Origin of the sequence: Polynucleobacter sp. JS-JIR-II-50, from assembly GCF_018687895.1 — a bacterium.
In the GTDB taxonomy this organism is placed as follows: Bacteria; Pseudomonadota; Gammaproteobacteria; order Burkholderiales; family Burkholderiaceae; genus Polynucleobacter.
This window is the reverse complement of sequence record NZ_CP061307.1, coordinates 1,146,837-1,167,305: the sequence shown is the minus strand read 5'-3', so window position 1 is coordinate 1,167,305 and position 20,469 is coordinate 1,146,837. Positions and strand designations below refer to the sequence as shown.

General features: G+C 45.7%; 20 protein-coding genes. 15 read left to right on the top strand and 5 right to left on the bottom strand.

From position 1 onward, the window contains the following. Positions 1 to 5: 5 nt before the first annotated feature. From FD963_RS06080 to FD963_RS06050, 7 genes are read left to right on the top strand one after another with little or no spacing between them, the layout of a single operon-like run. Positions 6 to 1,178 carry an ABC transporter permease gene (locus FD963_RS06080; RefSeq protein WP_215361112.1) on the top strand — a complete coding sequence of 391 codons (1,173 nt, stop codon included), beginning with the start codon at positions 6 to 8 and terminating at the stop codon, positions 1,176 to 1,178. Further along, positions 1,178 to 1,954: an ABC transporter ATP-binding protein gene (locus FD963_RS06075; protein WP_215361110.1), complete on the top strand. Its 777-nt coding sequence runs from the start codon at positions 1,178 to 1,180 to the stop codon at positions 1,952 to 1,954. Before FD963_RS06080 ends, FD963_RS06075 begins: the two co-directional genes overlap by 1 nt. Further along, positions 1,951 to 2,880 (top strand): MlaD family protein, encoded by a 930-nt coding sequence (locus FD963_RS06070; RefSeq protein ID WP_215361089.1) that lies wholly within the window; start codon positions 1,951 to 1,953, stop codon positions 2,878 to 2,880. The genes FD963_RS06075 and FD963_RS06070 overlap by 4 nt, the downstream gene beginning before the upstream one ends. After that, entirely contained in the window at positions 2,877 to 3,503 is a 627-nt protein-coding gene (locus tag FD963_RS06065) for a membrane integrity-associated transporter subunit PqiC (protein ID WP_215361086.1), read from the top strand. Before FD963_RS06070 ends, FD963_RS06065 begins: the two co-directional genes overlap by 4 nt. A gap of 4 nt (positions 3,504 to 3,507) precedes the next feature. Further along, on the top strand, positions 3,508 to 4,494 hold the full coding sequence (locus tag FD963_RS06060) for a tripartite tricarboxylate transporter substrate binding protein BugE (protein WP_215361084.1): 987 nt from the start codon (positions 3,508 to 3,510) through the stop codon (positions 4,492 to 4,494). A 29-nt stretch (positions 4,495 to 4,523) separates the two neighbouring features. After that, positions 4,524 to 5,309, top strand: coding sequence for an SDR family oxidoreductase (locus FD963_RS06055; RefSeq protein ID WP_215361082.1), 786 nt, complete (start codon positions 4,524 to 4,526; stop codon positions 5,307 to 5,309). Further along, positions 5,306 to 7,792, top strand: a complete 2,487-nt coding sequence (locus tag FD963_RS06050; RefSeq protein WP_215361081.1) for an ABC transporter permease — start codon at positions 5,306 to 5,308, stop codon at positions 7,790 to 7,792. Before FD963_RS06055 ends, FD963_RS06050 begins: the two co-directional genes overlap by 4 nt. Before the next feature lie 23 nt (positions 7,793 to 7,815). Here FD963_RS06050 and FD963_RS06045 read toward each other — a convergent pair whose 3' ends face one another. Genes FD963_RS06045 through FD963_RS06030 form a run of 4 tightly spaced genes read right to left on the bottom strand, consistent with a single transcriptional unit; the run spans position 7,816 to position 10,014 of the window. Next, positions 7,816 to 8,352 carry an RDD family protein gene (locus FD963_RS06045; protein WP_215361080.1) on the bottom strand — a complete coding sequence of 179 codons (537 nt, stop codon included), beginning with the start codon at positions 8,350 to 8,352 and terminating at the stop codon, positions 7,816 to 7,818. 8 nt (positions 8,353 to 8,360) lie between these two features. Then, the gene (locus FD963_RS06040; protein WP_251367197.1) at positions 8,361 to 8,987 is read right to left on the bottom strand and encodes a DUF3106 domain-containing protein; all 627 of its coding nucleotides are present in this window, start codon (positions 8,985 to 8,987) and stop codon (positions 8,361 to 8,363) included. 2 nt (positions 8,988 to 8,989) lie between these two features. Further along, the gene (locus tag FD963_RS06035) at positions 8,990 to 9,448 is read right to left on the bottom strand and encodes a DUF3619 family protein (protein ID WP_215361079.1); all 459 of its coding nucleotides are present in this window, start codon (positions 9,446 to 9,448) and stop codon (positions 8,990 to 8,992) included. Then, positions 9,445 to 10,014, bottom strand: coding sequence for an RNA polymerase sigma factor (locus FD963_RS06030; RefSeq protein WP_072582501.1), 570 nt, complete (start codon positions 10,012 to 10,014; stop codon positions 9,445 to 9,447). Before FD963_RS06030 ends, FD963_RS06035 begins: the two co-directional genes overlap by 4 nt. 193 nt (positions 10,015 to 10,207) lie before the next feature. Between FD963_RS06030 and FD963_RS06025 the strand changes: the two genes are divergently transcribed. The 6 genes from FD963_RS06025 (at position 10,208) to FD963_RS06000 (ending at position 16,913) form a co-directional block, all read left to right on the top strand. Then, positions 10,208 to 11,995, top strand: a complete 1,788-nt coding sequence (locus tag FD963_RS06025) for an acetolactate synthase 3 catalytic subunit (protein WP_215361075.1) — start codon at positions 10,208 to 10,210, stop codon at positions 11,993 to 11,995. Further along, on the top strand, positions 11,995 to 12,486 hold the full coding sequence (ilvN, locus tag FD963_RS06020; protein WP_011902903.1) for an acetolactate synthase small subunit: 492 nt from the start codon (positions 11,995 to 11,997) through the stop codon (positions 12,484 to 12,486). Before FD963_RS06025 ends, ilvN begins: the two co-directional genes overlap by 1 nt. A 51-nt stretch (positions 12,487 to 12,537) precedes the next feature. Then, positions 12,538 to 13,554 carry a ketol-acid reductoisomerase gene (ilvC, locus tag FD963_RS06015; protein ID WP_215361073.1) on the top strand — a complete coding sequence of 339 codons (1,017 nt, stop codon included), beginning with the start codon at positions 12,538 to 12,540 and terminating at the stop codon, positions 13,552 to 13,554. Positions 13,555 to 13,595: 41 nt separating this feature from the next. After that, positions 13,596 to 14,243 (top strand): phosphatidylserine decarboxylase, encoded by a 648-nt coding sequence (locus tag FD963_RS06010; RefSeq protein ID WP_215319888.1) that lies wholly within the window; start codon positions 13,596 to 13,598, stop codon positions 14,241 to 14,243. A gap of 28 nt (positions 14,244 to 14,271) precedes the next feature. Continuing rightward, a complete protein-coding gene (pssA, locus tag FD963_RS06005; RefSeq protein WP_215361071.1) occupies positions 14,272 to 15,135 on the top strand; it encodes a CDP-diacylglycerol--serine O-phosphatidyltransferase in 864 nt (287 codons plus the stop codon). A gap of 230 nt (positions 15,136 to 15,365) precedes the next feature. Continuing rightward, entirely contained in the window at positions 15,366 to 16,913 is a 1,548-nt protein-coding gene (locus FD963_RS06000) for a 2-isopropylmalate synthase (RefSeq protein WP_215361070.1), read from the top strand. Positions 16,914 to 16,937: 24 nt separating this feature from the next. Here the strand turns inward: FD963_RS06000 and FD963_RS05995 are convergent, their stop codons facing one another. Continuing rightward, positions 16,938 to 17,534: a YSC84-related protein gene (locus tag FD963_RS05995; RefSeq protein ID WP_215361069.1), complete on the bottom strand. Its 597-nt coding sequence runs from the start codon at positions 17,532 to 17,534 to the stop codon at positions 16,938 to 16,940. Between the two features lie 218 nt (positions 17,535 to 17,752). On the opposite strand from FD963_RS05995, the gene rpsO reads away from it, so the two are divergent. Then, positions 17,753 to 18,022: a 30S ribosomal protein S15 gene (gene rpsO, locus FD963_RS05990; protein WP_011902897.1), complete on the top strand. Its 270-nt coding sequence runs from the start codon at positions 17,753 to 17,755 to the stop codon at positions 18,020 to 18,022. Positions 18,023 to 18,291: 269 nt separating this feature from the next. Beyond that, positions 18,292 to 20,460 carry a polyribonucleotide nucleotidyltransferase gene (gene pnp / locus FD963_RS05985; protein ID WP_215361068.1) on the top strand — a complete coding sequence of 723 codons (2,169 nt, stop codon included), beginning with the start codon at positions 18,292 to 18,294 and terminating at the stop codon, positions 20,458 to 20,460. The last annotated feature ends 9 nt before the right edge of the window (positions 20,461 to 20,469 follow it).

Genomic DNA, 20,469 nt, shown 5'->3' with positions numbered 1-20,469 from the left:
TGCTTATGAGCACTTCTGACACCATTTCTGCCGTTTCTGACGCCCCAGTGGCTGTTTGGTCACAGGCAGATGCCAATAATGCCAAAGTGCTAATGAGTGGCAATGTGAATGTCTATTCTTTGGGTAGTGTTTGGACTCAAATTCGCTATTCTCAAGATGCGTGGCTCAAGCAGGGTGATAGCAAAAGCAAGTCTCTGACATTTGATGCATCCAAAGTCACTTTTCTAGATGGTGCTGGTATTGCATTTCTGATTGGGATTGAAGAGGCGCAAACAACAGCGGGTGCAAAGTTTGATGTCGTGGGCTTAGACCCCCGCTATGAACCGTTACTAGCTGAATTCAATCCAATCGGTAATTTGTTTCCAGTTCCCGTTGTAAAGCCTAAAAGAAGTTTTGTGGTCAGCACTGGAATGGCGACCCAAAATTTAATTGATGATGCTGTTGGATTAATTTCATTTACCGGTCATCTGGCAGCTGATTTAGCTTGGTCCATTCGTTACCCTAATCAAGTGCGCTGGGGTGATTTTGTAAACGCTGCTGTGCAGGCAGGTATCGCAGCATTGCCCATCGTTGGGTTAGTGGCTTTTTTAATTGGTGTCATTCTCTCCTTCCAGGCCGCTATTGGCATGCAGCAGTTTGGGGCAGTATCTTTTGTTGGCCCACTAGCGGCCTTGGGTATTGTGCGAGAAATGGGGCCATTAATTACCGCCATTTTGTTAGCAGGACGTTCCTCAGCAGCCTTTGCTGCTGAGATTGGCACGATGACTGTCAATAGTGAGGTAGATGCGCTGGTATCTGGCGGCTTAAGCCCCATTCGTTTTTTAGTCGTGCCACGCGTATTGGCGGGTATTTTAGTTGCGCCTATTTTGACTTTGTTTGCCGATATCGTCAGTATTTTTTCCTCAATGTTGACGATGTTGATCTATGGCATTCCTTTTATTAATTTCTACAACGGCATGCTTTCAGCTGTGGATATCGAAGATATTGGTTCTGGTTTAATTAAAGCGACGCTTTTTGGCGTGGTTGTTTCAGCGGTTGGTTGTTTGCGTGGCATGCAAACTGGAAATGGTGCGGCTGCAGTTGGTATTTCAGCAACAAGAGCAGTTGTCAGTAGTATTGTTTTGATTGTGTTGGTCGATGGTATTTTTGCCTTCATTTCCTATAAGACAGGTTTCTGATGGATACGCCTAACAAATCACAAAGCGCGATTGATGTTCAAAACCTCACCGTAGGTTATGGTTCTAATGTCCTGATGCAAAATCTGAATTTCACGGTCAATTACGGTGAAATTTTTGTGATTCTGGGTGGCTCAGGTTGCGGCAAATCTAGTTTGCTAAAAAACTTGTTCGGCCTCTATCAACCCCTGTCTGGTGATGTTTTGATTGAAGGACAAAACATCACTACCGCAGTTGGAGCGGAGCGCCAGAAGATCATGACAAGCTTTGGCGTAATGTATCAACAAGGCGCATTATTTGGCTCGATGAACTTGCTCGATAACGTAACTTTGTTTATGCAGGAATATACCCAGCTAACACAATCACAAATGGATCTATTGGCGCGCTGCAAGCTCGATCTTGTGGGTCTATTGCCGTATGAATCTTATATGCCCAGTGAAATTAGTGGGGGGATGCAAAAGAGGGCGGCGATCGCTCGGGCCATGGCGCTGGATCCCAAAATATTATTTTTAGATGAGCCATCTGCCGGCTTAGATCCTATTACCTCTGCTGATCTTGATAGCACGATCCAAGATTTATCAAAAAACCTAGGCATCACATTCGTCATCGTATCCCATGAGCTTGCCAGCATTTATGCCATTGCTGACAAAGTGATCATGTTGGACAAGGGTACTAAGGGAATCATTGCCGAGGGAGATCCAAAAGTGTTGCGCGATACCAGTAAAGATCCGCGGGTGCATCAATTCTTCAATCGTATTATGAGCAAGGACGCAGCATGAGTAATAACTCAAATCCCAATTATTTTCGCCTGGGCGCTTTTGTGCTCGCCGCAATTGGTGTACTGATTGCTGTGATTCTCATTTTTGGCGGAGGCAAATTCTTCCAAAAATCATTCATGGTTGAAACCTATATCAAACAGTCCGTAACCGGCTTGGATGCAGGTGCGGCAGTTCGTTTCCGTGGAGTCAAGATTGGTCAGGTCACATCGATTGGCCTATCTGGTGATATCTACGAAAAAGATTTGCCTTTTCATGATCGTCGCCAGTATGTTGTTGTCAGAATGCAAATTTTTGGTGACAAAGTAAATGAAGATCAAATCAGTGAGTTTGTAAAAAATAATCTACGTGCTCGCGTAAAGTCGATGGGTATTACTGGTGTGAACTATATTGAGTTTGATTTTGTCGCAAATGCCTCTCTCACCCCACCACTTCCTTATTCTTGGAAGCCTGCGTACTCAGTTATTCCATCTCTACCGAATCAAGCGGATGAAATTATTTCGGGCATTCAGAGGTTGATTGGCGCACTTAATGATATGAATATCGATGGCACTCAGAAGAAATTGGATGCCTTGCTAGGCAATCTCAATGTACTGATGGCTGGAGATGGCAAAGGTAATCAGGGTGTCATTGAGTCTGTTAATCAGTTAAACGTCATCATGGCCCGCATCAATAAAGCAACCGACAAAGAGGAGATCGGTCTTCTAATGCGCGAGTTGGTTGCAGCAACTACTTCCTTGCGTCAGACTATTACTAGTGTTCAGGGCGATACCGTGTTGACAATAGAAAATATTAAGCAGGCCAGCGAAAACCTAAACGAATTTAGCCGTATTGCCAGCCAATCACCATCAAGCCTGATTTGGAGTGATCCGCCCAAAAAAATAGCGCCACAGAGTGCGACTGCTGGTGAGTCTGGAGTGAAGAAATGATGAAGCGTCTACTATGCTCCTTCGCTATTTTGGGCTTGGTTTCCTGTTCCCTGCCTACTCGGCCGCCTGTAGGGCCTGCAACCTGGTTAGTTTCTCCTGATAGAACTGCGTCACCGCGCCAGGCTCGCACAGATATTTGGTTAAAGATGGGTTCTGTATCGGTTACGCCACCTTTTGATGGCAGGTCTTTGGTATACCGTACTGGTGATCAACGTTATGAAAAGGATTTTTATAACGTCTACGCAACTATTCCTGCGGAAATGATTGGTAATGCAGAGCGCCAATGGATGAACAAGGCCAATATTTTTTCTTCAACGGTCGGTCAAAGTAATAGCCTCTTTCCTTACTATTATTTACAAGCAACAGTAGAGGAGTTTTATGGTGATTATCGCAAGCAACCAGAGGCTGTAGTGAGTGTTGAGTTTTTCCTGAGCGCTACTAGCGCTGGCAAAGTTAATCCCTTGATTGGTGCAAATCGCTATACCAAGCGCATCGCCCTGAAAGACAATACTCCCGAAGCGCTGGTATTGGGTCTGCAAGAAGCGCTGGCTCAGATTTTCCAGGAGTACGAGGCACAACTCTATAAATACGCGGGTAATTTACCAAAACCTTTAGGCCAGTAATTTTATGAAATACAACTCAGTAAGCATCGTCAAATTCGTTGGAGCAGCATTCCTTATTGCCGCAAGTTTCCTGAATGCGGTCCATGCAGATACATTCCCGAATAAACCGATTCGCTTGGTTGTTCCATTTGCTCCTGGCGGTAGTACAGACATCATTGCACGAGCCGTTGGTGATGCTTTGGGTCGTCAGTTGGGTCAACCGGTAATTGTCGAGAACAAAGCGGGTGGCGGCGGCTCTATTGGGGCGTTGGAAGTGATGCGATCACCGAAGGATGGCTATACCATTGGCATGGCTACCGTTTCCACTACAGCAGCCAATCCAGCGATTAACCCAAAGATTGGCTACGATCCTGTTACGGACTTCACGGCCATCAGCAATATTGCTGCGACTCCAAACATCATTGCAGTAAATCCATCATTTCCGGCAAAGGATTTCAAAACCTTTATGCAGGTTTTGAAGGCTAATCCCGGTAAGTATTCGTATTCAAGCTCTGGTACTGGTGGTATTGGCCATTTGCAAACCGAACTCTTTAAGAGTTTGACTGGGGTATTTATTGTGCATATTCCTTATCGTGGAGCTGGTCCCGCATTGGCTGATACCGTGGGCGGTCAGGTTTCGATGATCTTTGACAACTTGCCATCGTCCTTGCCATTTATTAAAGACGGCAAGCTAGTGCCGATTGTGGTGGCTGCACCTAAGCGCTTGGCTCAATTACCGAATGTGCCGACTTTTGCTGAAGTGGGTTTAGCGCCAGTTAATCGGATGGCTTATTACGGTCTTTTAGGTCCCGCAGGAATGCCAAAAGAGATAGTAGATAAATATACGGCTGCATTGCAAAAGGTGGTTACCGATCCGGCGGTTAAGAAGCGTATTGAAGATACTGGCTCGATCATCAATGTGAATGGTTCTGAGGCCTTTACAAAAGAAATTAAAGCCGAGTACACCGTCTATAAAGAGGTGGTTGCCAAGCAGAAATTGCAGTTAGATTAAAAATATAAAAATTAGTTTTTGGAGATGAGATGGACTTAGGATTAAAAGGTAAGGTTGCATTGGTGATGGCGTCTAGCCGTGGCTTGGGTCAGGCAATGGCCGTGTCATTGGCTAAAGAGGGCGTAAAGGTAGCCGTTACTGGGAGAAATGCTGAAGGCTTAAGTGAATCCGTGAGGTTGATAGAGGCTGCAGGTGGACAGGCTTTGGCACTGAATTGGGATCTAGCAGATTCTTCGGTTATTGATAGCTTGGTCTTAAAAGTAGAGCAGGAACTTGGCCCCATCGATATTTTGATTAACAACACAGGTGGGCCGCCGCCAACACCAGCAGCCGGCCAAGATCCAGCGCTCTGGCAAAAGTGCTTTAACGATATGGTTTTATCGCTCATTGCTATTACAGATCGTGTATTGCCCGGCATGCGCCAGCGTAAGTGGGGTCGCATTATTACCAGCACCACTTCCGGCGCAATTGCGCCTATTAAAAATCTAGCCATTTCCAATACTTTGCGTGCTGCGTTGCTGGCGTGGTCTAAAACATTGGCTGCAGAAGTGGCTGCCGAAGGCATAACTGTCAACGTCATCATGCCTGGAAGAATTGCAACTGATCGTCTGCGCCAGTTAGATGAAGCGCGTGCAAAGCGGGAAGGCACAAGCTATGACGATGTCGTTAAAGCAAGCTTAAGACAAATTCCAATGGGTAGATATGGCGACCCCAAGGAGTATGGCGATGCTGCTGCATTTTTAGCTAGCCAAAATGCATCATTCATTACTGGTACCGTCATGCGTATTGATGGCGGACAAATTCAGGCAATTTGATTAAATTATTTCATCGTTTCTTAGGTGGCTTGAGACGTGATTTGCGTTCAAGCGAGTTAGCTTGGCTATTCGTTGCATTAACTCTTTCGGTAACAGCGTTATCTAGCGTCAGTTTTTTAGCGGATCGAATGCAAAGGGCTTTTGCATTTGATGCCCGCCAACTCTTAGCTTCGGACTTGCTGATCGTTTCTGACCAGCCTTTACCCAATCTGTTTATAGATGAGGCAAAGAATAGGGGCCTACAGCTAGCTCAGACGATCGTGTTTCCGAGTATGGCAACTGTAGGCTCACACAGCAAACTCGCTTCACTTAAGGCGGTAAGCCCCCAATACCCCCTGCGTGGCGCTTTGCGGGTTCAATCTAGGTCTCAAGACAAGACATTGACTACTGGACCTCAGGAGGGATCAGTGTGGGTTGACCCTGCTATGTTGGCGAGCCTGCATGCAGATGAAGGTGACTCCATTCAGCTTGGTCAAAAAGTCTTCGTAATCGGCGGAATTTTAGAGCGTGAACTCGATCGTGGTGCAGGGTTTATGAACTTTGCGCCCCGAGTAATGATGTCTATGACTGATCTTGCTGATACTGGACTGATTGGTCTTGGCAGCAGAGTTATCTACCGCTTGTTATTGGCAGGCTCTGATGAACAAATTCATTCTTATGGCGAATGGGCAAGTCAATATATTGAATCCGAGAGTATTAAGGGTATTCGCATTGAAACTCTGGAGAATGCACAACCCTTGATGCGCAAAACACTTGAACGCGCAGATCGCTTTCTCTCTTTGATTGCATTATTAACTGCGATGGTAGCTGCCGTTGCTATTGCTTTATCGGCTCATCGCTATACACGCAAACAAGCAAATACCTGCGCTGTTCTGAAATGTCTTGGAGCCAGTTCCACCATGATCCTTAGGCGACAAGGGCAGACTCTTCTAGCGCTTGGCTTCATCGCCGCAATCATGGGCTCTATTTTGGGTTACCTTGGCCAGTATGTTTTAACTCTTCTTTTGGGAAATCTAGTCTTAACTGAATTGCCGCTCGCATCTTTAACCCCCGTCCTCTGGAGTGCGTTGGTTGCTTGCTCCTTATTGTTTGGTTTTGCTGGCCCAGCAATGTTCAGTTTGGTAAAGGTATCCCCAATCAGATTGATTAGAAAAGAGTTTGATGGCATCGGCATCTCCACTATTTGGACTGCTCTATGTGGATTAGCCGCGGCAGTGATATTGATCATGCTTGCGGCACGCGACTGGAGGCTAGCGTTATGGACAAGCCTTAGTTTTGGGCTTGCCATCTTGATTTTTGCCTCTGTATCTTGGGGTATATTAAAGTTGCTATGCAGGATGCGCACTCAAGGTTTTTCTCTGGGATTTGTCATTCTTTCTCAAGGTCGAAGAACAGGTCTTGCAGTGGTGCAAATTACCGCGCTCGGTATTGCATTGATGGCGCTCTTATTGGTGCTGCTCTTGCGAGCTGATTTCTTAAGCGCCTGGCAAGGCAATATACCGAGTGATGCTCCTAATCGCTTCATGATTAACGTTCAAGGCGATCAGAAGCGGGGGCTTACAGAGTCTCTTCAGAATGCAGGCGTTTCAGCTCCGCAGTTTTATCCAATGGTGCGTGGTCGCTTGATTGAGGTGAATGGCAAAGACATCACACCTAACGACTATGTAGAAGAAAATGCCAAGCGATTAATTGATCGAGAGTTCAATTTATCGTATACAGATCAATTGCCATCAGGTAATCAAATCCTAACAGGTAAGTGGATTGAGGGCGATGCGCCGCAGATTTCCATGGAAACTGGTATCGCTAAAACCTTGAAGCTGAAATTGGGCGATCAGCTAACCTTTGAGGTTGCCGGAGAAAAAATTGTTGCCCCAATTACCTCCTTGCGAAAGCTTGACTGGGGTTCGATGCGCGTGAACTTTTTCGTTATCATGCCCCCGGCCCAGTTGCAATCATTGCCGCAATCTTGGATTACCTCTTATTACCAATCACCCAAAAAAAAATCCTTGGATTTTGATTTAAGCCAGTCTTATCCCAATGTAACCATCGTAGATGTTTCAGCATCACTCCAACAAATACAGGAAGTGTTGAATAAACTTTCTTCTGTATTAGGCTTGCTATTAATCTTTACCATAGCAGCAGCGTTCTTGGTTTTAATGTCAGCGATCGCAGCCACTCAAGATGAGCGCTATAAAAATGCGGCCTTATTAAAAGCTTTGGGAGCCTCTCGAAATACCTTAGCCAAGATTGCGAATCTTGAATTAGTCATGATCGGCTTGATAGCAGGGTTGCTAGCAGGTTTAGCCTCTGGCGCTGCAGCTTGGGCTTTGGGCTATTTTGTGATGGAGGTTCCATTTAATGCCTTCGGAGAGGCCTTATTAATGGGTATCGCATTTGGAATTAGCGCTTGCCTTGCCTCTGGATATCGCTTTCAGAGAAGAATTCAGAAGGCGACTGCAGTGGAATGTTTACGAGAAGCCTAAGTTAGAAAATCAAGATGCAGTTCTTAAGTCAAGGTAACGAGGTTTTTTGGGAGTTCAACCAATCGTGTGCCAGCCAAACGGTCTGGAAGGCTTTGTCGATATAGAAAACTCTGACGATCTAAATAGATGCTGAGTGGCCAAATTAACAAAGCAACAGCGAATAGCATTTCAATGATTTGCCATTTCTCCAAATGAAATGCCCATTGCAAGAGTACGCAAGGAATAAGCCAGAGCGAGCCATAGACATAACGCCAAAACGCTTGTTGTTTCGTGAGATTGAAACCGCCGCGTCCAACAAGGCGAACCCGCCATGTTTGCATTGCCAGAGTTTGACCAGATTTAGTCCAGTACCAAACAAAATAAATTCCCAGTACAGCGTAGAGATATAAAAATGTCAGCCAGCTGGGTAATGAAATGCCAAATAGCATCCCTAAGCCAAGATTAGGGACTAGAAAAGTAAATGCAATGACGCCAAGCAATACGAGTTGCTCATAGAGGCAGCAAGACACTCGTCGCCAAAATTGAGGTGAGGGTAATGCGTCTAATTCAGCGGATGTCATGCGACAGCTCAATAGGGGGAGCTCGATTCCGCATTTGATCCAGAGTTTTCTGCTGGCGCAGGAGTGCTTGGAGCTATGACGGCAGCAGGGAGCGCGGCTTTAGGTGAGATAGGGTGCTGCTGAAGTGTTGGGGCATTAGCGGCCGTAGGCTTCTTTTTGAGTTCGGATTCAGCTAACTTTTTCTTTTGCTCGTCACTTAATTTTTGGTAGGCATACCATGCCTCCGCTTTTTTCTCGGCGGGGAACTTGAGGCTAGTGAGGTAATTTTCGCGAGCAATGCGACGATCTTTCTGCGAGAGATTGGACCAGCTTGTCATGCGAGACTGAAGGCGCTCTTGATCTTGTGCGCTCATCTTGGGATAGATGTTAGCAACCTGAATCCATTTTTTGCGACTATCAGGCAGCATGTAATCCCAGTCGCTTTCTAACGGCGCAAGAATTTTCTGTTGTGCTGGCTTTAAACCATCCCAAGTACCATCAGGTTTTTTTTCGGGAATGGCCGTAGCCTTTCCATGCGGAGCGCTAGGCGCTCCTTGCGCAAGTGCTGGACTCACCTGGGCGGCGCAGAAAAACGCCAATAGGACTGCGCCACAAACTTGACCTGATCTAGTTCCCATAGACATCAAACGAGTCAAGATTATTTGCTGCGTACTAAGTCGGATTGGCTATCAGCTTCGGAGAGAGGGCCGTTTTTGAGGAAGGCCATAAATCCACTGTCTGCATATGCATCAGGAGGAACATCATCAGACAAGAGAGCGGCATCCACTTCGGCGATGTCATTAATGCGGGAATCATCTTGCCATTGGGCAATGCCAATCAGGCCAAATACGAGAACCACTAAAGGAGCAATCCAGCCAAGGGTATCCCAGAGGCCGTTGGATCCAGGCGTCCAATTACGTGAAGAACCAGCAAAAACATGCTTCTGAATGCGAACTTTTTCAGGTTTTCTAACTGAAAGGGCCTTCATACGTGCTGCATATAGGCGATCTTTTACATGCTTGGGAATACTCTGAGTCCCTTGACGAAGCAGGGCAGCGCTAGCCTGGCCAAATTGGTCGACTTGGGTCTGGGTAAATTGGTCATCAAAGTGTTTCACAGCGTAATTCCTTTTAATTTCAATGCTTTAGCTAATGTCTGGGTGGCTCTAGAACAGTGCGTTTTGACGCTACCTTCACTGCAACTCATTGCTTTGGCCGTCTCAGTAATGCTTAGCTCATCCCAATAACGCATCAGGAAGGCTTCTCGTTGACGTACAGGCAATTTAGATATTTCTGACTCCAAAGCCTGTAAAAGCTGACTTTTTTCAAGCTTTTGAGCTCCATCTTGGTGTATTTCACTGTCATCAGGGGCCGAAAGGGACTCTAGAGGGTCAAAATCATCGCTTTCATCAGTCTTTTTGCCCATATTGGAAAACAAGGTGACCCAGGTATTTCTAACCTTTTGCCTTCTAAACCAATCATGAATGCGATTTTGCAGAATTCTGGTGAATACTAGGGGAAGTTCTCCTGCTGGTCGATCGCCGTATTTCTCCGCTAATTTGATCATGGCATCTTGCACGATATCCATCGCAGCATCATCGTCACGCACGGCGTAAACCGCTTGCTTAAAAGCGCGCTGCTCGACACTACTGAGAAAGTCGGATAGTTCTTGGGCTGATGCCATGCAATGGATTAGACCTGAATCTGTGAGAATTGAGTCATTTTAGGGGATTGCTATAGAATATAGGGCTTACTACCTAGAATCTCATTCAAGAAGTGGTTTTTTCCGGTAGCAGCGCCGTTCGAACTCGGGCCATAAGCAAGAGATAGAACAGACCAAACAATTTTTTGCCGAAAATTGCAAAGGACGAAAGAAAATGAATACAAGCAGCGCCGAATTCTTAGCTTCTAAAGCTAACAAAGACTCAACAAATACAAACAATGATGCTGCACCTCCAGAAATGATTGGCGCAGAAATGCTTGTGCATGCATTGCACAAAGAGGGTGTTGAATTTGTCTGGGGTTACCCAGGCGGATCCGTTCTCTTTATCTACGATGAAATTTTTAAGCAAGATAAGTTTGAACATATCTTGGTTCGCCATGAGCAAGCAGCTGTTCACGCTGCCGATGGCTATGCTCGCGCTACCGGTAAGGTTGGTGTTGCATTGGTTACCTCTGGTCCTGGTGTTACCAATGCGGTGACTGGTATTGCAACTGCATATACCGATTCCATTCCACTGGTGATCATCAGCGGTAACGTACCAACGTACGCTATTGGTGAAGATGCATTCCAAGAGGCTGATACCGTTGGTATTACTCGCCCAGTAGTGAAGCACAACTTCCTCGTGAAAGATGTCAAAGATCTTCCGTTGGTTTTGAAGAAAGCTTTTCATATTGCGCAGACAGGTCGACCAGGCCCCGTGTTGATCGACATCCCGAAGGACGTATCCGCGGCTAAGGGCCCATTTGTTTATCCAGAAACCTTGGAAATGCGTTCTTATAACCCTGTTGTGAAGGGTCACAGCGGCCAGATTCGTAAAGCGGTAGCGTTACTGCAAGAGGCAGAGCGCCCATACATCTATACCGGTGGTGGCGTGATACTGTCTGATGCAGCTCCTGAGTTAAAAGAGTTTGCTGACTTACTAGGTTATCCAGTAACCAATACCCTCATGGGCTTAGGTGGGTTCCCTGGAACTAGCCCACAGTTCTTGGGTATGCTCGGTATGCACGGTACATACGAAGCCAATATGGCTATGCAACACAGTGATGTGTTGATTGCCATTGGCGCACGTTTTGATGACCGCGTGATTGGTAATACACAGCACTTTGCAAGTCATCCGCGCAAGATCATTCATATTGATATCGATCCTTCCGTTATCTCAAAGCGTGTCAAAGTAGATGTTCCTATTGTTGGTAATCTCAAAGAAGTATTGGTAGAGATGACTGCCCAATTGAAAGCTGCTGGTCCACGTAAGAATGGCGACAAAGTTGCTGCTTGGTGGGATCAAATTAATGAGTGGCGCAAAAAAGATTGCTTGAAGTACGACGAAGCCTCACAAATTGTGAAGCCACAGTACGTGGTTCAAAAGTTGTGGGAGCTCACTGGTGGTGATGCATTCATTACATCTGACGTAGGTCAACATCAAATGTGGGCTGCTCAGTTCTATAAGTTTGATCAGCCGCGTCGTTGGATTAATTCAGGTGGTCTGGGTACCATGGGCGTAGGTTTGCCTTATGCCATGGGTATCAAGAAAGCATTTCCTGATAAGGATGTATTTGCCATTACTGGTGAAGGCTCAATTCAGATGTGTATTCAGGAGCTTTCTACCTGTAAGCAATACAACACTCCTGTGAAGATCGTGTCTTTGAACAACCGTTACCTGGGTATGGTTCGCCAGTGGCAAGAGCTCACCTATAACAAACGTTATTCGAGCTCATACATGGATTCTTTGCCTGACTTTGTGAAGTTGGCAGAGGCTTATGGTCACGTTGGTATGCGTATCGAGAAAAAATCCGATGTTGAGGGCGCGCTCAAAGAGGCGATTCGCTTAAAAGATCGTACGGTGTTTATGGACTTCCAGACTGACCCAGAAGAAAATGTTTGGCCTATGGTTCAAGCAGGCAAGGGTATTACTGAAATGCTTTTGGGTAGCGAGGATCTGTAATGCGACACATTATTTCTGTACTCATTGAGAACGAGCCGGGTGCCTTATCGCGTGTGGTGGGTTTGTTTTCTGCGCGCGGTTACAACATTGACACTTTGAGCGTTGCACCTACTGAGGATCCATCCTTATCTCGCATGACTATCGTCACATTTGGTTCTGATGACGTCATTGAGCAAATTACTAAGCACTTAAATCGTTTGGTTGAAGTTGTGAAGGTGTTTGATTTAAGTGAAGGTCCACATATTGAGCGTGAGCTCATGATGATTAAGGTGCGTGCGGTAGGTAAAGAGCGCGAAGAGCTTAAACGTACTACTGATATCTTCCGCGGTCGCATCATTGATGTGACTGACAAGAGTTACACCATTGAGTTAACTGGTGATGGTGCCAAGTTGGATGCCTTTATTGATTCGATCGATCGCGCATCAATTCTGGAGACCGTCCGTTCGGGTGGTTCTGGGATTGGTCGTGGTGAACGTATCCTTAAGGTTTAATTTTTTTAACTAATTACTGCATTAATTACATTTTCAATACAAGGAAAGAGCATGAAAGTTTTTTACGATAAAGACGCTGATTTGTCCCTCATTAAGGGCAAGAAAGTCACCATCATTGGTTATGGTTCACAAGGTCACGCACACGCATTGAATCTGAAAGATTCAGGCTGTAACGTTACTGTTGGTTTGCGTAAAGATGGCGCTTCCTGGAGTAAGGCTGCGAATGCTGGCTTGACAGTCAAAGAAGTTGGCGAAGCGGTTAAAGATGCAGACGTAGTCATGATGCTCTTGCCAGATGAGCAAATTGCTGATGTTTACAGCAAAGAAGTTCACGGCAATATCAAACAAGGTGCTGCTTTGGCGTTTGCTCATGGCTTTAACGTTCACTACGGTCAAGTTCAGCCACGTGCTGACTTGGACGTAATTATGATTGCTCCAAAAGCTCCTGGCCATACAGTGCGTGGTACTTATGCTCAAGGTGGTGGTGTTCCTCATTTAATCGCTGTTTACCAAGATATGTCCGGTTCAGCTCGTGATGTTGCTTTGTCATATGCAACAGCTAACGGCGGTGGTCGTGCTGGCATCATTGAAACCAACTTCCGCGAAGAAACTGAAACTGACTTGTTCGGAGAGCAGGCTGTTCTTTGTGGCGGCGCGGTTGAATTGATCAAAGCTGGTTTTGAGACTTTAGTTGAAGCTGGTTACGCTCCTGAAATGGCTTACTTCGAGTGCTTGCATGAGCTCAAGTTGATTGTTGACTTGATCTACGAAGGTGGTATTGCCAATATGAACTATTCCATCTCTAACAACGCTGAGTACGGTGAGTACGTTACTGGCCCACGTGTTGTGACTGAAGATACTAAGAATGCAATGCGTCAGTGCTTGAAAGATATTCAGACTGGTGAGTATGCTAAGAGCTTTATCTTGGAAAACAAAGCAGGTGCGCCTACTTTGATTTCACGTCGTCGTTTGAATGCTGAACATGACATCGAAGTTGTTGGTGCTAAATTACGCGCCATGATGCCTTGGATTGCTAAGAACAAGTTAGTTGACCAGACTAAGAACTAAGCATCTACTAATAGCAGTTCAATAAAAGGCTCAGAACAAAGATGATGTATCCGCACCCCATTATTGCGAAAGAAGGTTGGCCGTATTTAGCGTTAGTGGGGGCAGTGACTTTGCTGGTTCACTATTTAGGTGGGATAGCTTGGTCATGGCCTCTTTGGATCATTTTTTTCTTTGTTCTGCAGTTCTTTCGTGACCCACAGCGTATTCCTGCTTTAGGTCGTGATCTTGTTTTATCTCCAGCAGACGGCCGGATTGTTGTCGTTGAAAAAACCAATGATCCGTATGCTGGCCGAGAAGCGCTCAAAATCAGCGTGTTCATGAACGTATTCAACGTGCACTCTAATCGTAGTGCGGTAAATGGCTTGGTCAAAGAGATTCAATATTTCCCTGGCAAATTTGTGAATGCAGATTTGGATAAGGCATCTACGGAGAATGAGCGTAACGCTGTTGTTATCGATGCTAATGGTCAAGTGGTTACTTTGGTCCAGGTTGCTGGTTTAATTGCCCGCCGCATTCTTTGCTACATTCATGTTGGCGATCGCCTCAAAGCAGGTGAGCGCTATGGATTTATTCGCTTTGGTTCGCGAGTAGATATTTATTTGCCACTAACTGCAGAGCCGCTAGTGAGCGTTGGTGATAAAGTATTTGCAACAAATACAGCCTTGGCTCGTTTGCCTGGTTTGGATTGATTCGAAATATTATTCACTGGGATATTCTTTGACTACATTTCGCCGTCGTGGTCGTATTGACCGAAGTCGTCTCTCTCAGAGACGTGTTACTTCTTTAGAAGATCAATGGGCTGAAGACTTAGGTGATGGTATTGATTACGAAGTAGAGGAGTTGCATCCTCAAAAGCCCCGCTTACGCAGCAAGGGCATCTATCTGCTTCCAAATGCCTTTACAACCGCAGCTTTGTTTTGTGGCTTCTATGCCATTGTGAACGCCATGAATCACCAGTTTGAGATTGCGGCAATCGCTATCTTTGCTTCAATGGTATTGGACGGAATGGATGGCCGTGTGGCCCGTATGACCAACACTCAAAGCGCATTTGGTGAGCAGTATGATTCTCTTGCTGATATGGTCTCATTTGGGGTTGCGCCTGCTTTGGTTGCTTATGAGTGGGCTTTAAAAGATTTAGGTAAGTGGGGGTGGTTGGCGGCATTCACATATTGTGCTGGCGCTGCCTTGCGTTTAGCTCGCTTTAATGTGAATACGGGCGTAGTGGATAAGAAGTTTTTTCAAGGTCTGCCAAGTCCGGCTGCAGGCGCATTAATGGCTGGCTTTATTTGGTTGGCTGATGACAATAAGATTCCAGTTCGCGATACAGCAATCCCTTGGATTACCTTCTTTATCGCTGTCTATGCTGGACTCACCATGGTTTCTAATGCCCGCTTTTATAGTGGTAAGGCCCTGGATGTCCGTTACCGAGTGCCATTCGGTGTGATGGTATTAATGATCTTGACCTTTGTCTTGATTTCCTCAAATCCGCCCTTAACGCTGTTTGGTTTATTCGTGGTGTACTCCATCTCTGGCTATGTAATTTGGGCTTGGGAGCGTCTCAGCGGTAAACGTTTTAGCTAATTCCCTATTTTTGGGGTATATTAATTCCATGTTGATGAATTTCTCACCTTTATCTGGCCTCCTTCTGCTAGCACTAAGCCTAAAGCTTGGGGCGGGTAAGGCCTGAGTTAATGAGATAAAGCACATTCATTAACCACCACATACCAGCCCCAGCTAATTGCTGGGGTTTTTGTTTTATAAGATTGAGTTATCTGAAGAAGTTCAGAAGTATTTAAAACCGGAGAGTAGTGATGAGCGACAAAGTAATCATATTTGATACCACCTTGCGTGATGGTGAGCAGTCACCTGGCGCATCCATGACTAAAGACGAAAAAGTACGCATTGCGCGCCAGTTAGAGCGTCTTAAAGTGGATGTGATTGAGGCAGGCTTTGCTGCTAGCTCGGAGGGCGACTTCCAGGCTATATCTGCGGTGGCTGCCGCTGTTAAGGACTCGATTGTTTGTTCCTTGGCTAGAGCTAACGATAAGGACATCACACGAGCCGCTGATGCATTACAAGCGGCTAATGCAAAAAGAATTCATGCATTCTTGGCAACAAGTCCATTGCACATGGCCGTGAAATTACGCATGTCTCCAGAAGAAGTTTTAGAACAGGCTAAACGCTCCATCCGTTTTGCACGTAACTTAGCTGAAGATATTGAGTTTTCTGCAGAGGATGGCTATCGCTCAGAAATGGATTTCTTGTGCAGAGTAGTTGAGGCGGTTATTAACGAAGGTGCATCTACTATCAACATTCCAGATACCGTAGGTTATGCAACTCCCGAGCTGTATGGCGAGTTTATTAAGACTTTGCGAACCCGTGTGCCTAACTCTGATAAGGCTGTTTGGTCTGTGCATTGCCATAACGACTTGGGAATGGCTGTTGCCAATTCCTTGGCAGGCGTAAAGATTGGCGGAGCCCGTCAAATTGAGTGCACGATTAATGGCTTAGGCGAGCGTGCAGGTAATACTGCCTTGGAGGAAATTGTGATGGCCTTGCGGACCCGCAAGGACTATTTTGATATGGTGTGCGGCATTGATGCAACACAAATTGTTCCTGCTTCTAAATTGGTTTCTCAGATTACTGGCTTTGTTGTGCAACCTAATAAAGCCGTAGTAGGCGCCAATGCCTTTGCGCATACCTCAGGCATTCATCAAGATGGTATTTTGAAGAACCGCGACACCTATGAAATCATGCGTGCAGAAGATGTGGGTTGGTCTGCTAATAAGATTGTTTTGGGCAAGTTATCTGGCCGAAATGCCTTTAAGCAGCGCTTGCAAGAGCTGGGAATCACTGTTGAGGCTGAGGCTGATTTGAACGAAGCCTTCACCAGATTTAAAGCATTGGCTGACCAAAAGTCTGACATATTTGATGAAGATATTATTGCCATCATGTCTGATTCTGCTGCTGCAGAAGAGGGTGAGCACTATAAATTTATTTCACTAAGCCAGCATTCTGAAACTGGCGAGCGCCCTAAATCTCGCGTGACGTTCCGCATGGGTGATAAACAGATTAGCTCTGAAGCAGAAGGTAATGGTCCAGTAGATGCAAGCTTAAATGCAATTGAAGAAATCGCTAAGAGTGGGGCAGAGCAGTTGCTCTATTCTGTCAATGCCATTACTTCAGGTACGCAGTCTCAAGGTGAGGTTACCGTACGCTTGGCAAAAGGTGGTCGTATTGTGAATGGAGTGGGTACAGACCCAGACATCATTGCTGCTTCTGCAAAAGCCTATTTATCTGCCTTGAACAAATTGCATGATCCGAGTCAAGCTAAGCTCAATGCACAGATGACTCCTTAATCATTGAGTCATCTGCAAAGAAATTTACTTATTTAAGTCAGTGTTCTTATAGTACTTGGTGCCTTTGCCGGTGATTTCAGCGGCAAGGCCAGAGTCTGTCAATTGGTACATTAAAACTCCCGGGGCAACTACGGTTGCATCCTGGTATGCGCCGCCATCTTTTTCGTATTTCGCAGCTGCAGTTACCTGGCCACCAAAAGTCCACCCTGAGTTAATAAAGTCATTCATGGCTGCTTCGGTTTCAAATACAAAAATATTTTGGAATGATTTAATGCCAAGACCTAAGCCAGCCTGAACTTCAGCCATATTCATGTAGATGGGCTTCTTGTTTGCTTTGTTAATTACAACACCGCTACCAGTTCCGCCTCCTGCAATCAAAATTTTCATGCCGAAGTTACTAAAGGTCGCATAACCTACTGACTTTTCAATGAGATCCTTCGCTTTTGGCTGCGCCTCATAAAGTTGCTTCAAGATCGCTTGGTTTTTAATCAAAATTTCCTGGCGTTGCTCTGCAATCGTTTTATCTTGCCCAAAAAGGGATCCAAACTGGGCATGGGCGGGCTGAAAAAGTCCGAATCCGAGACAGAAAAATGCAATAAGTGAGCGATATAGTAAGGACATATTTTATAAGTTATTGATTAATATAGGAAAAGTGTATATATTTGGCTAAATCTAAGCCTACAGCATAACAAGTTCCATGGGGGAATTCGGTAATTGGGTGTTGGCTCTGCTACAATTCGATGGCTTTGATTTTTAAAGCTTTTTTGTTTTATTTTGTTAATCACGCACGACACAGATTGGGTGAGAGCTCAAGTGTTCGCAAGTAAGGAGTATTAAAAATGGCAGTTGCTGATATTAAAACGGCGGAAATCGTCAAAGATAACGCGCGCAGCGCAAACGATACGGGTAGCCCTGAAGTTCAAGTTTCATTGCTCACAGCCCGCATCAATGAATTAACCCCCCATTTCAAGGCTAACGCCAAAGATCATCACAGCCGTCGTGGTTTGTTGAAGATGGTTTCACGTCGCCGTCGCCTCTTGGATTACCTCAAAGGCAAAGATTTGGATCGCTATCGCGCATTGATTGAGAAATTAGGTCTCCGTAAGTAATTCTTATCGGTATGCAATGCCATCTATCTTAGGGTTGTTTCTTCGCGGATTCAGTCTTAAGCAGATGGCATGTTTTTTTGGGCGCTTCAAGATTATTTGTGTAGGGGATTGTGTCATTCCAATGAGCTTCTGAAAGTTGATTCAGAGTCTCCCTGGAATGGCATCCCTTGTGATCTTAAATCGCTCCAGTGTTGTCGTGACACTGCTTTATCCCACGACAAGCGCAACTCTCATGTGGGTTTTGTGTGAACAATTTGGAGAAGATCAGAATGACAATGTTTAAAAAAGCAGTAAAAAGTTTTCAATGGGGCAATCATCAGGTAACTATGGAAACAGGCGAGATCGCTCGTCAATCCGGTGGCGCCGTTATTGTTAACGTCGATGACACAGTGGTAATGGGCACGGTAGTGGCCTCTAAGTCTGCAAAGCCAGGCCAGTCTTTTTTCCCGTTGACTGTTGACTACCTTGAAAAAACATACGCAGCAGGCAAGATCCCTGGTGGCTTCTTCCGTCGTGAAGGTCGTCCTTCAGAAGGTGAGACATTGATCTCCCGCTTGATCGACCGTCCATTACGTCCTTTGTTTCCAGAAGGCTTCTTGAACGAAGTTCAAGTGGTGGTTCATGTGTTGTCTATCAACCCTGATGTTCCCTCTGATATTCCTGCTTTGATCGCTGCTTCTGCAGCGTTGGCTATTTCAGGCATTCCATTTGCTGGCCCAGTTGGCGCAGCACGCGTTGGTTATGCCAATGGTCAATACCTCTTGAACCCAACTCGTACAGAGCAAGCTACTAGCGAACTCGATTTAATCGTTGCTGGTACACAAGCCGCTGTATTGATGGTTGAGTCTGAAGCTAACCAGCTTTCTGAAGAAGTCATGCTAGGTGCGGTTGTATATGGTCATGACCAAATGCAAACTGCGATTAACGCAATTAACGAATTAGTTGCTGAAGCTGGTAAGCCAGATTGGGATTGGTCTGCTGCCCCGAAAGATGAACCATTTATCGCTAAGGTTACTGCCTTGGCTGAAACGCCATTGCGTGAGGCTTATCAGATTCGTCAAAAGGGTGCTCGTTCAGACAAGCTGAAAGAAATTACTAAAGAAGTAGTTGCAAAGTTGCAAGAAGAAGGCGATGTTGACGCTGTAGCCGTTAACGACATCTTGTTCGAAATCGAAGCGAAGATTGTGCGTAGCCAGATTTTGAATGGTGAGCCACGTATTGATGGTCGTGACACACGTACTGTGCGTCCGATTGAAATTCGCAATGGCGTATTGCCACGAACACACGGTTCTGCATTGTTTACTCGTGGTGAAACACAGGCTCTTGTTGTAGCTACCTTAGGTACTGCACGTGACGAGCAGATTATTGATGCGCTCGAAGGTGAATACCGCGATCGTTTCATGTTCCACTACAACATGCCTCCGTTCGCTACTGGTGAAACTGGCCGTGTAGGTAGCCCAAAGCGTCGTGAAATTGGTCACGGCCGTTTAGCTAAGCGCGCTTTGATTCCAGTATTGCCAAGCCCAGAAGATTTTGCATACAGCATCCGTGTTGTTTCAGAGATTACTGAGTCCAATGGTTCATCTTCAATGGCTTCTGTTTGCGGCGGCTGTTTGGCGATGATGGACGCAGGCGTTCCAGTTAAAGCGCACGTTGCTGGTGTAGCAATGGGCTTGATCCTTGATGGCAACCGTTTTGCCGTGTTGACAGACATCTTAGGTGATGAAGATCACTTAGGTGACATGGACTTCAAGGTTGCAGGTACCGCTAATGGTATTACTGCCCTCCAAATGGACATCAAAGTTCAGGGTATTACTAAAGAAATTATGCAAGTAGCTTTAGCGCAAGCTAAAGAGGGTCGCTTGCACATCTTGAGCAAAATGCAAGAAGCAATGGGTTCAGTTCGCACAGAATTGTCTGCTCATGCCCCACGCATGGTTTCTTTCAAGATCCATCCAGATAAGATTCGTGAAGTAATCGGTAAGGGCGGCGCAACAATTCAAGCGTTGACTAAAGAAACTGGTTGCAGCATTGATATTAAAGATGATGGCACTGTAACAATCGCTTCTACTTCTGCTGAAGGCATGGCTGAAGCTAAAGCACGTATCGAGGGTATTACTGCTGAAGCAGAAGTAGGCAAGATCTACGAAGGTCCAGTTGTGAAATTGCTTGAATTCGGTGCTTTGGTAAACATTCTGCCCGGTAAAGACGGTCTATTACACATCTCAGAAATTTCTAACGAGCGTGTAAAAGAAGTTAAAGATTACCTCGCAGAAGGCCAGGTAGTACGCGTCAAATTATTAGCTGCTGATGAGCGCGGTCGTTTACGTTTGTCATTGAAGGCTGCGATGGCTGATGAGGGCGGCACAATTGCTCCTTTGGCTGGCGCTACTGAGGCCTCTGCAGAGGCAGCCCCAGCATCTGGTGAGTCTGCTTAAGTTCATTGG

What these genes read in the sequence shown, in the direction of transcription:
- FD963_RS06080 (WP_215361112.1), top strand. Translation starts at nt 6, where the DNA reads ATGAGCACTTCTGACACCATTTCTGCCGTTTCTGACGCCCCAGTGGCT.
- FD963_RS06030 (WP_072582501.1), bottom strand. Translation starts at nt 10,014, where the DNA reads ATGGCATCAGCCCAAGAACTATCCGACTTTCTCAGTAGTGTCGAGCAG.
- ilvN (WP_011902903.1), top strand. Translation starts at nt 11,995, where the DNA reads ATGCGACACATTATTTCTGTACTCATTGAGAACGAGCCGGGTGCCTTA.
- FD963_RS05995 (WP_215361069.1), bottom strand. Translation starts at nt 17,534, where the DNA reads ATGTCCTTACTATATCGCTCACTTATTGCATTTTTCTGTCTCGGATTC.
- FD963_RS06025 (WP_215361075.1), top strand. Translation starts at nt 10,208, where the DNA reads ATGAATACAAGCAGCGCCGAATTCTTAGCTTCTAAAGCTAACAAAGAC.
- FD963_RS06045 (WP_215361080.1), bottom strand. Translation starts at nt 8,352, where the DNA reads ATGACATCCGCTGAATTAGACGCATTACCCTCACCTCAATTTTGGCGA.
- FD963_RS06010 (WP_215319888.1), top strand. Translation starts at nt 13,596, where the DNA reads ATGATGTATCCGCACCCCATTATTGCGAAAGAAGGTTGGCCGTATTTA.
- FD963_RS06075 (WP_215361110.1), top strand. Translation starts at nt 1,178, where the DNA reads ATGGATACGCCTAACAAATCACAAAGCGCGATTGATGTTCAAAACCTC.
- pnp (WP_215361068.1), top strand. Translation starts at nt 18,292, where the DNA reads ATGACAATGTTTAAAAAAGCAGTAAAAAGTTTTCAATGGGGCAATCAT.
- FD963_RS06000 (WP_215361070.1), top strand. Translation starts at nt 15,366, where the DNA reads ATGAGCGACAAAGTAATCATATTTGATACCACCTTGCGTGATGGTGAG.
- ilvC (WP_215361073.1), top strand. Translation starts at nt 12,538, where the DNA reads ATGAAAGTTTTTTACGATAAAGACGCTGATTTGTCCCTCATTAAGGGC.
- FD963_RS06070 (WP_215361089.1), top strand. Translation starts at nt 1,951, where the DNA reads ATGAGTAATAACTCAAATCCCAATTATTTTCGCCTGGGCGCTTTTGTG.
- FD963_RS06060 (WP_215361084.1), top strand. Translation starts at nt 3,508, where the DNA reads ATGAAATACAACTCAGTAAGCATCGTCAAATTCGTTGGAGCAGCATTC.
- FD963_RS06065 (WP_215361086.1), top strand. Translation starts at nt 2,877, where the DNA reads ATGATGAAGCGTCTACTATGCTCCTTCGCTATTTTGGGCTTGGTTTCC.
- FD963_RS06055 (WP_215361082.1), top strand. Translation starts at nt 4,524, where the DNA reads ATGGACTTAGGATTAAAAGGTAAGGTTGCATTGGTGATGGCGTCTAGC.
- rpsO (WP_011902897.1), top strand. Translation starts at nt 17,753, where the DNA reads ATGGCAGTTGCTGATATTAAAACGGCGGAAATCGTCAAAGATAACGCG.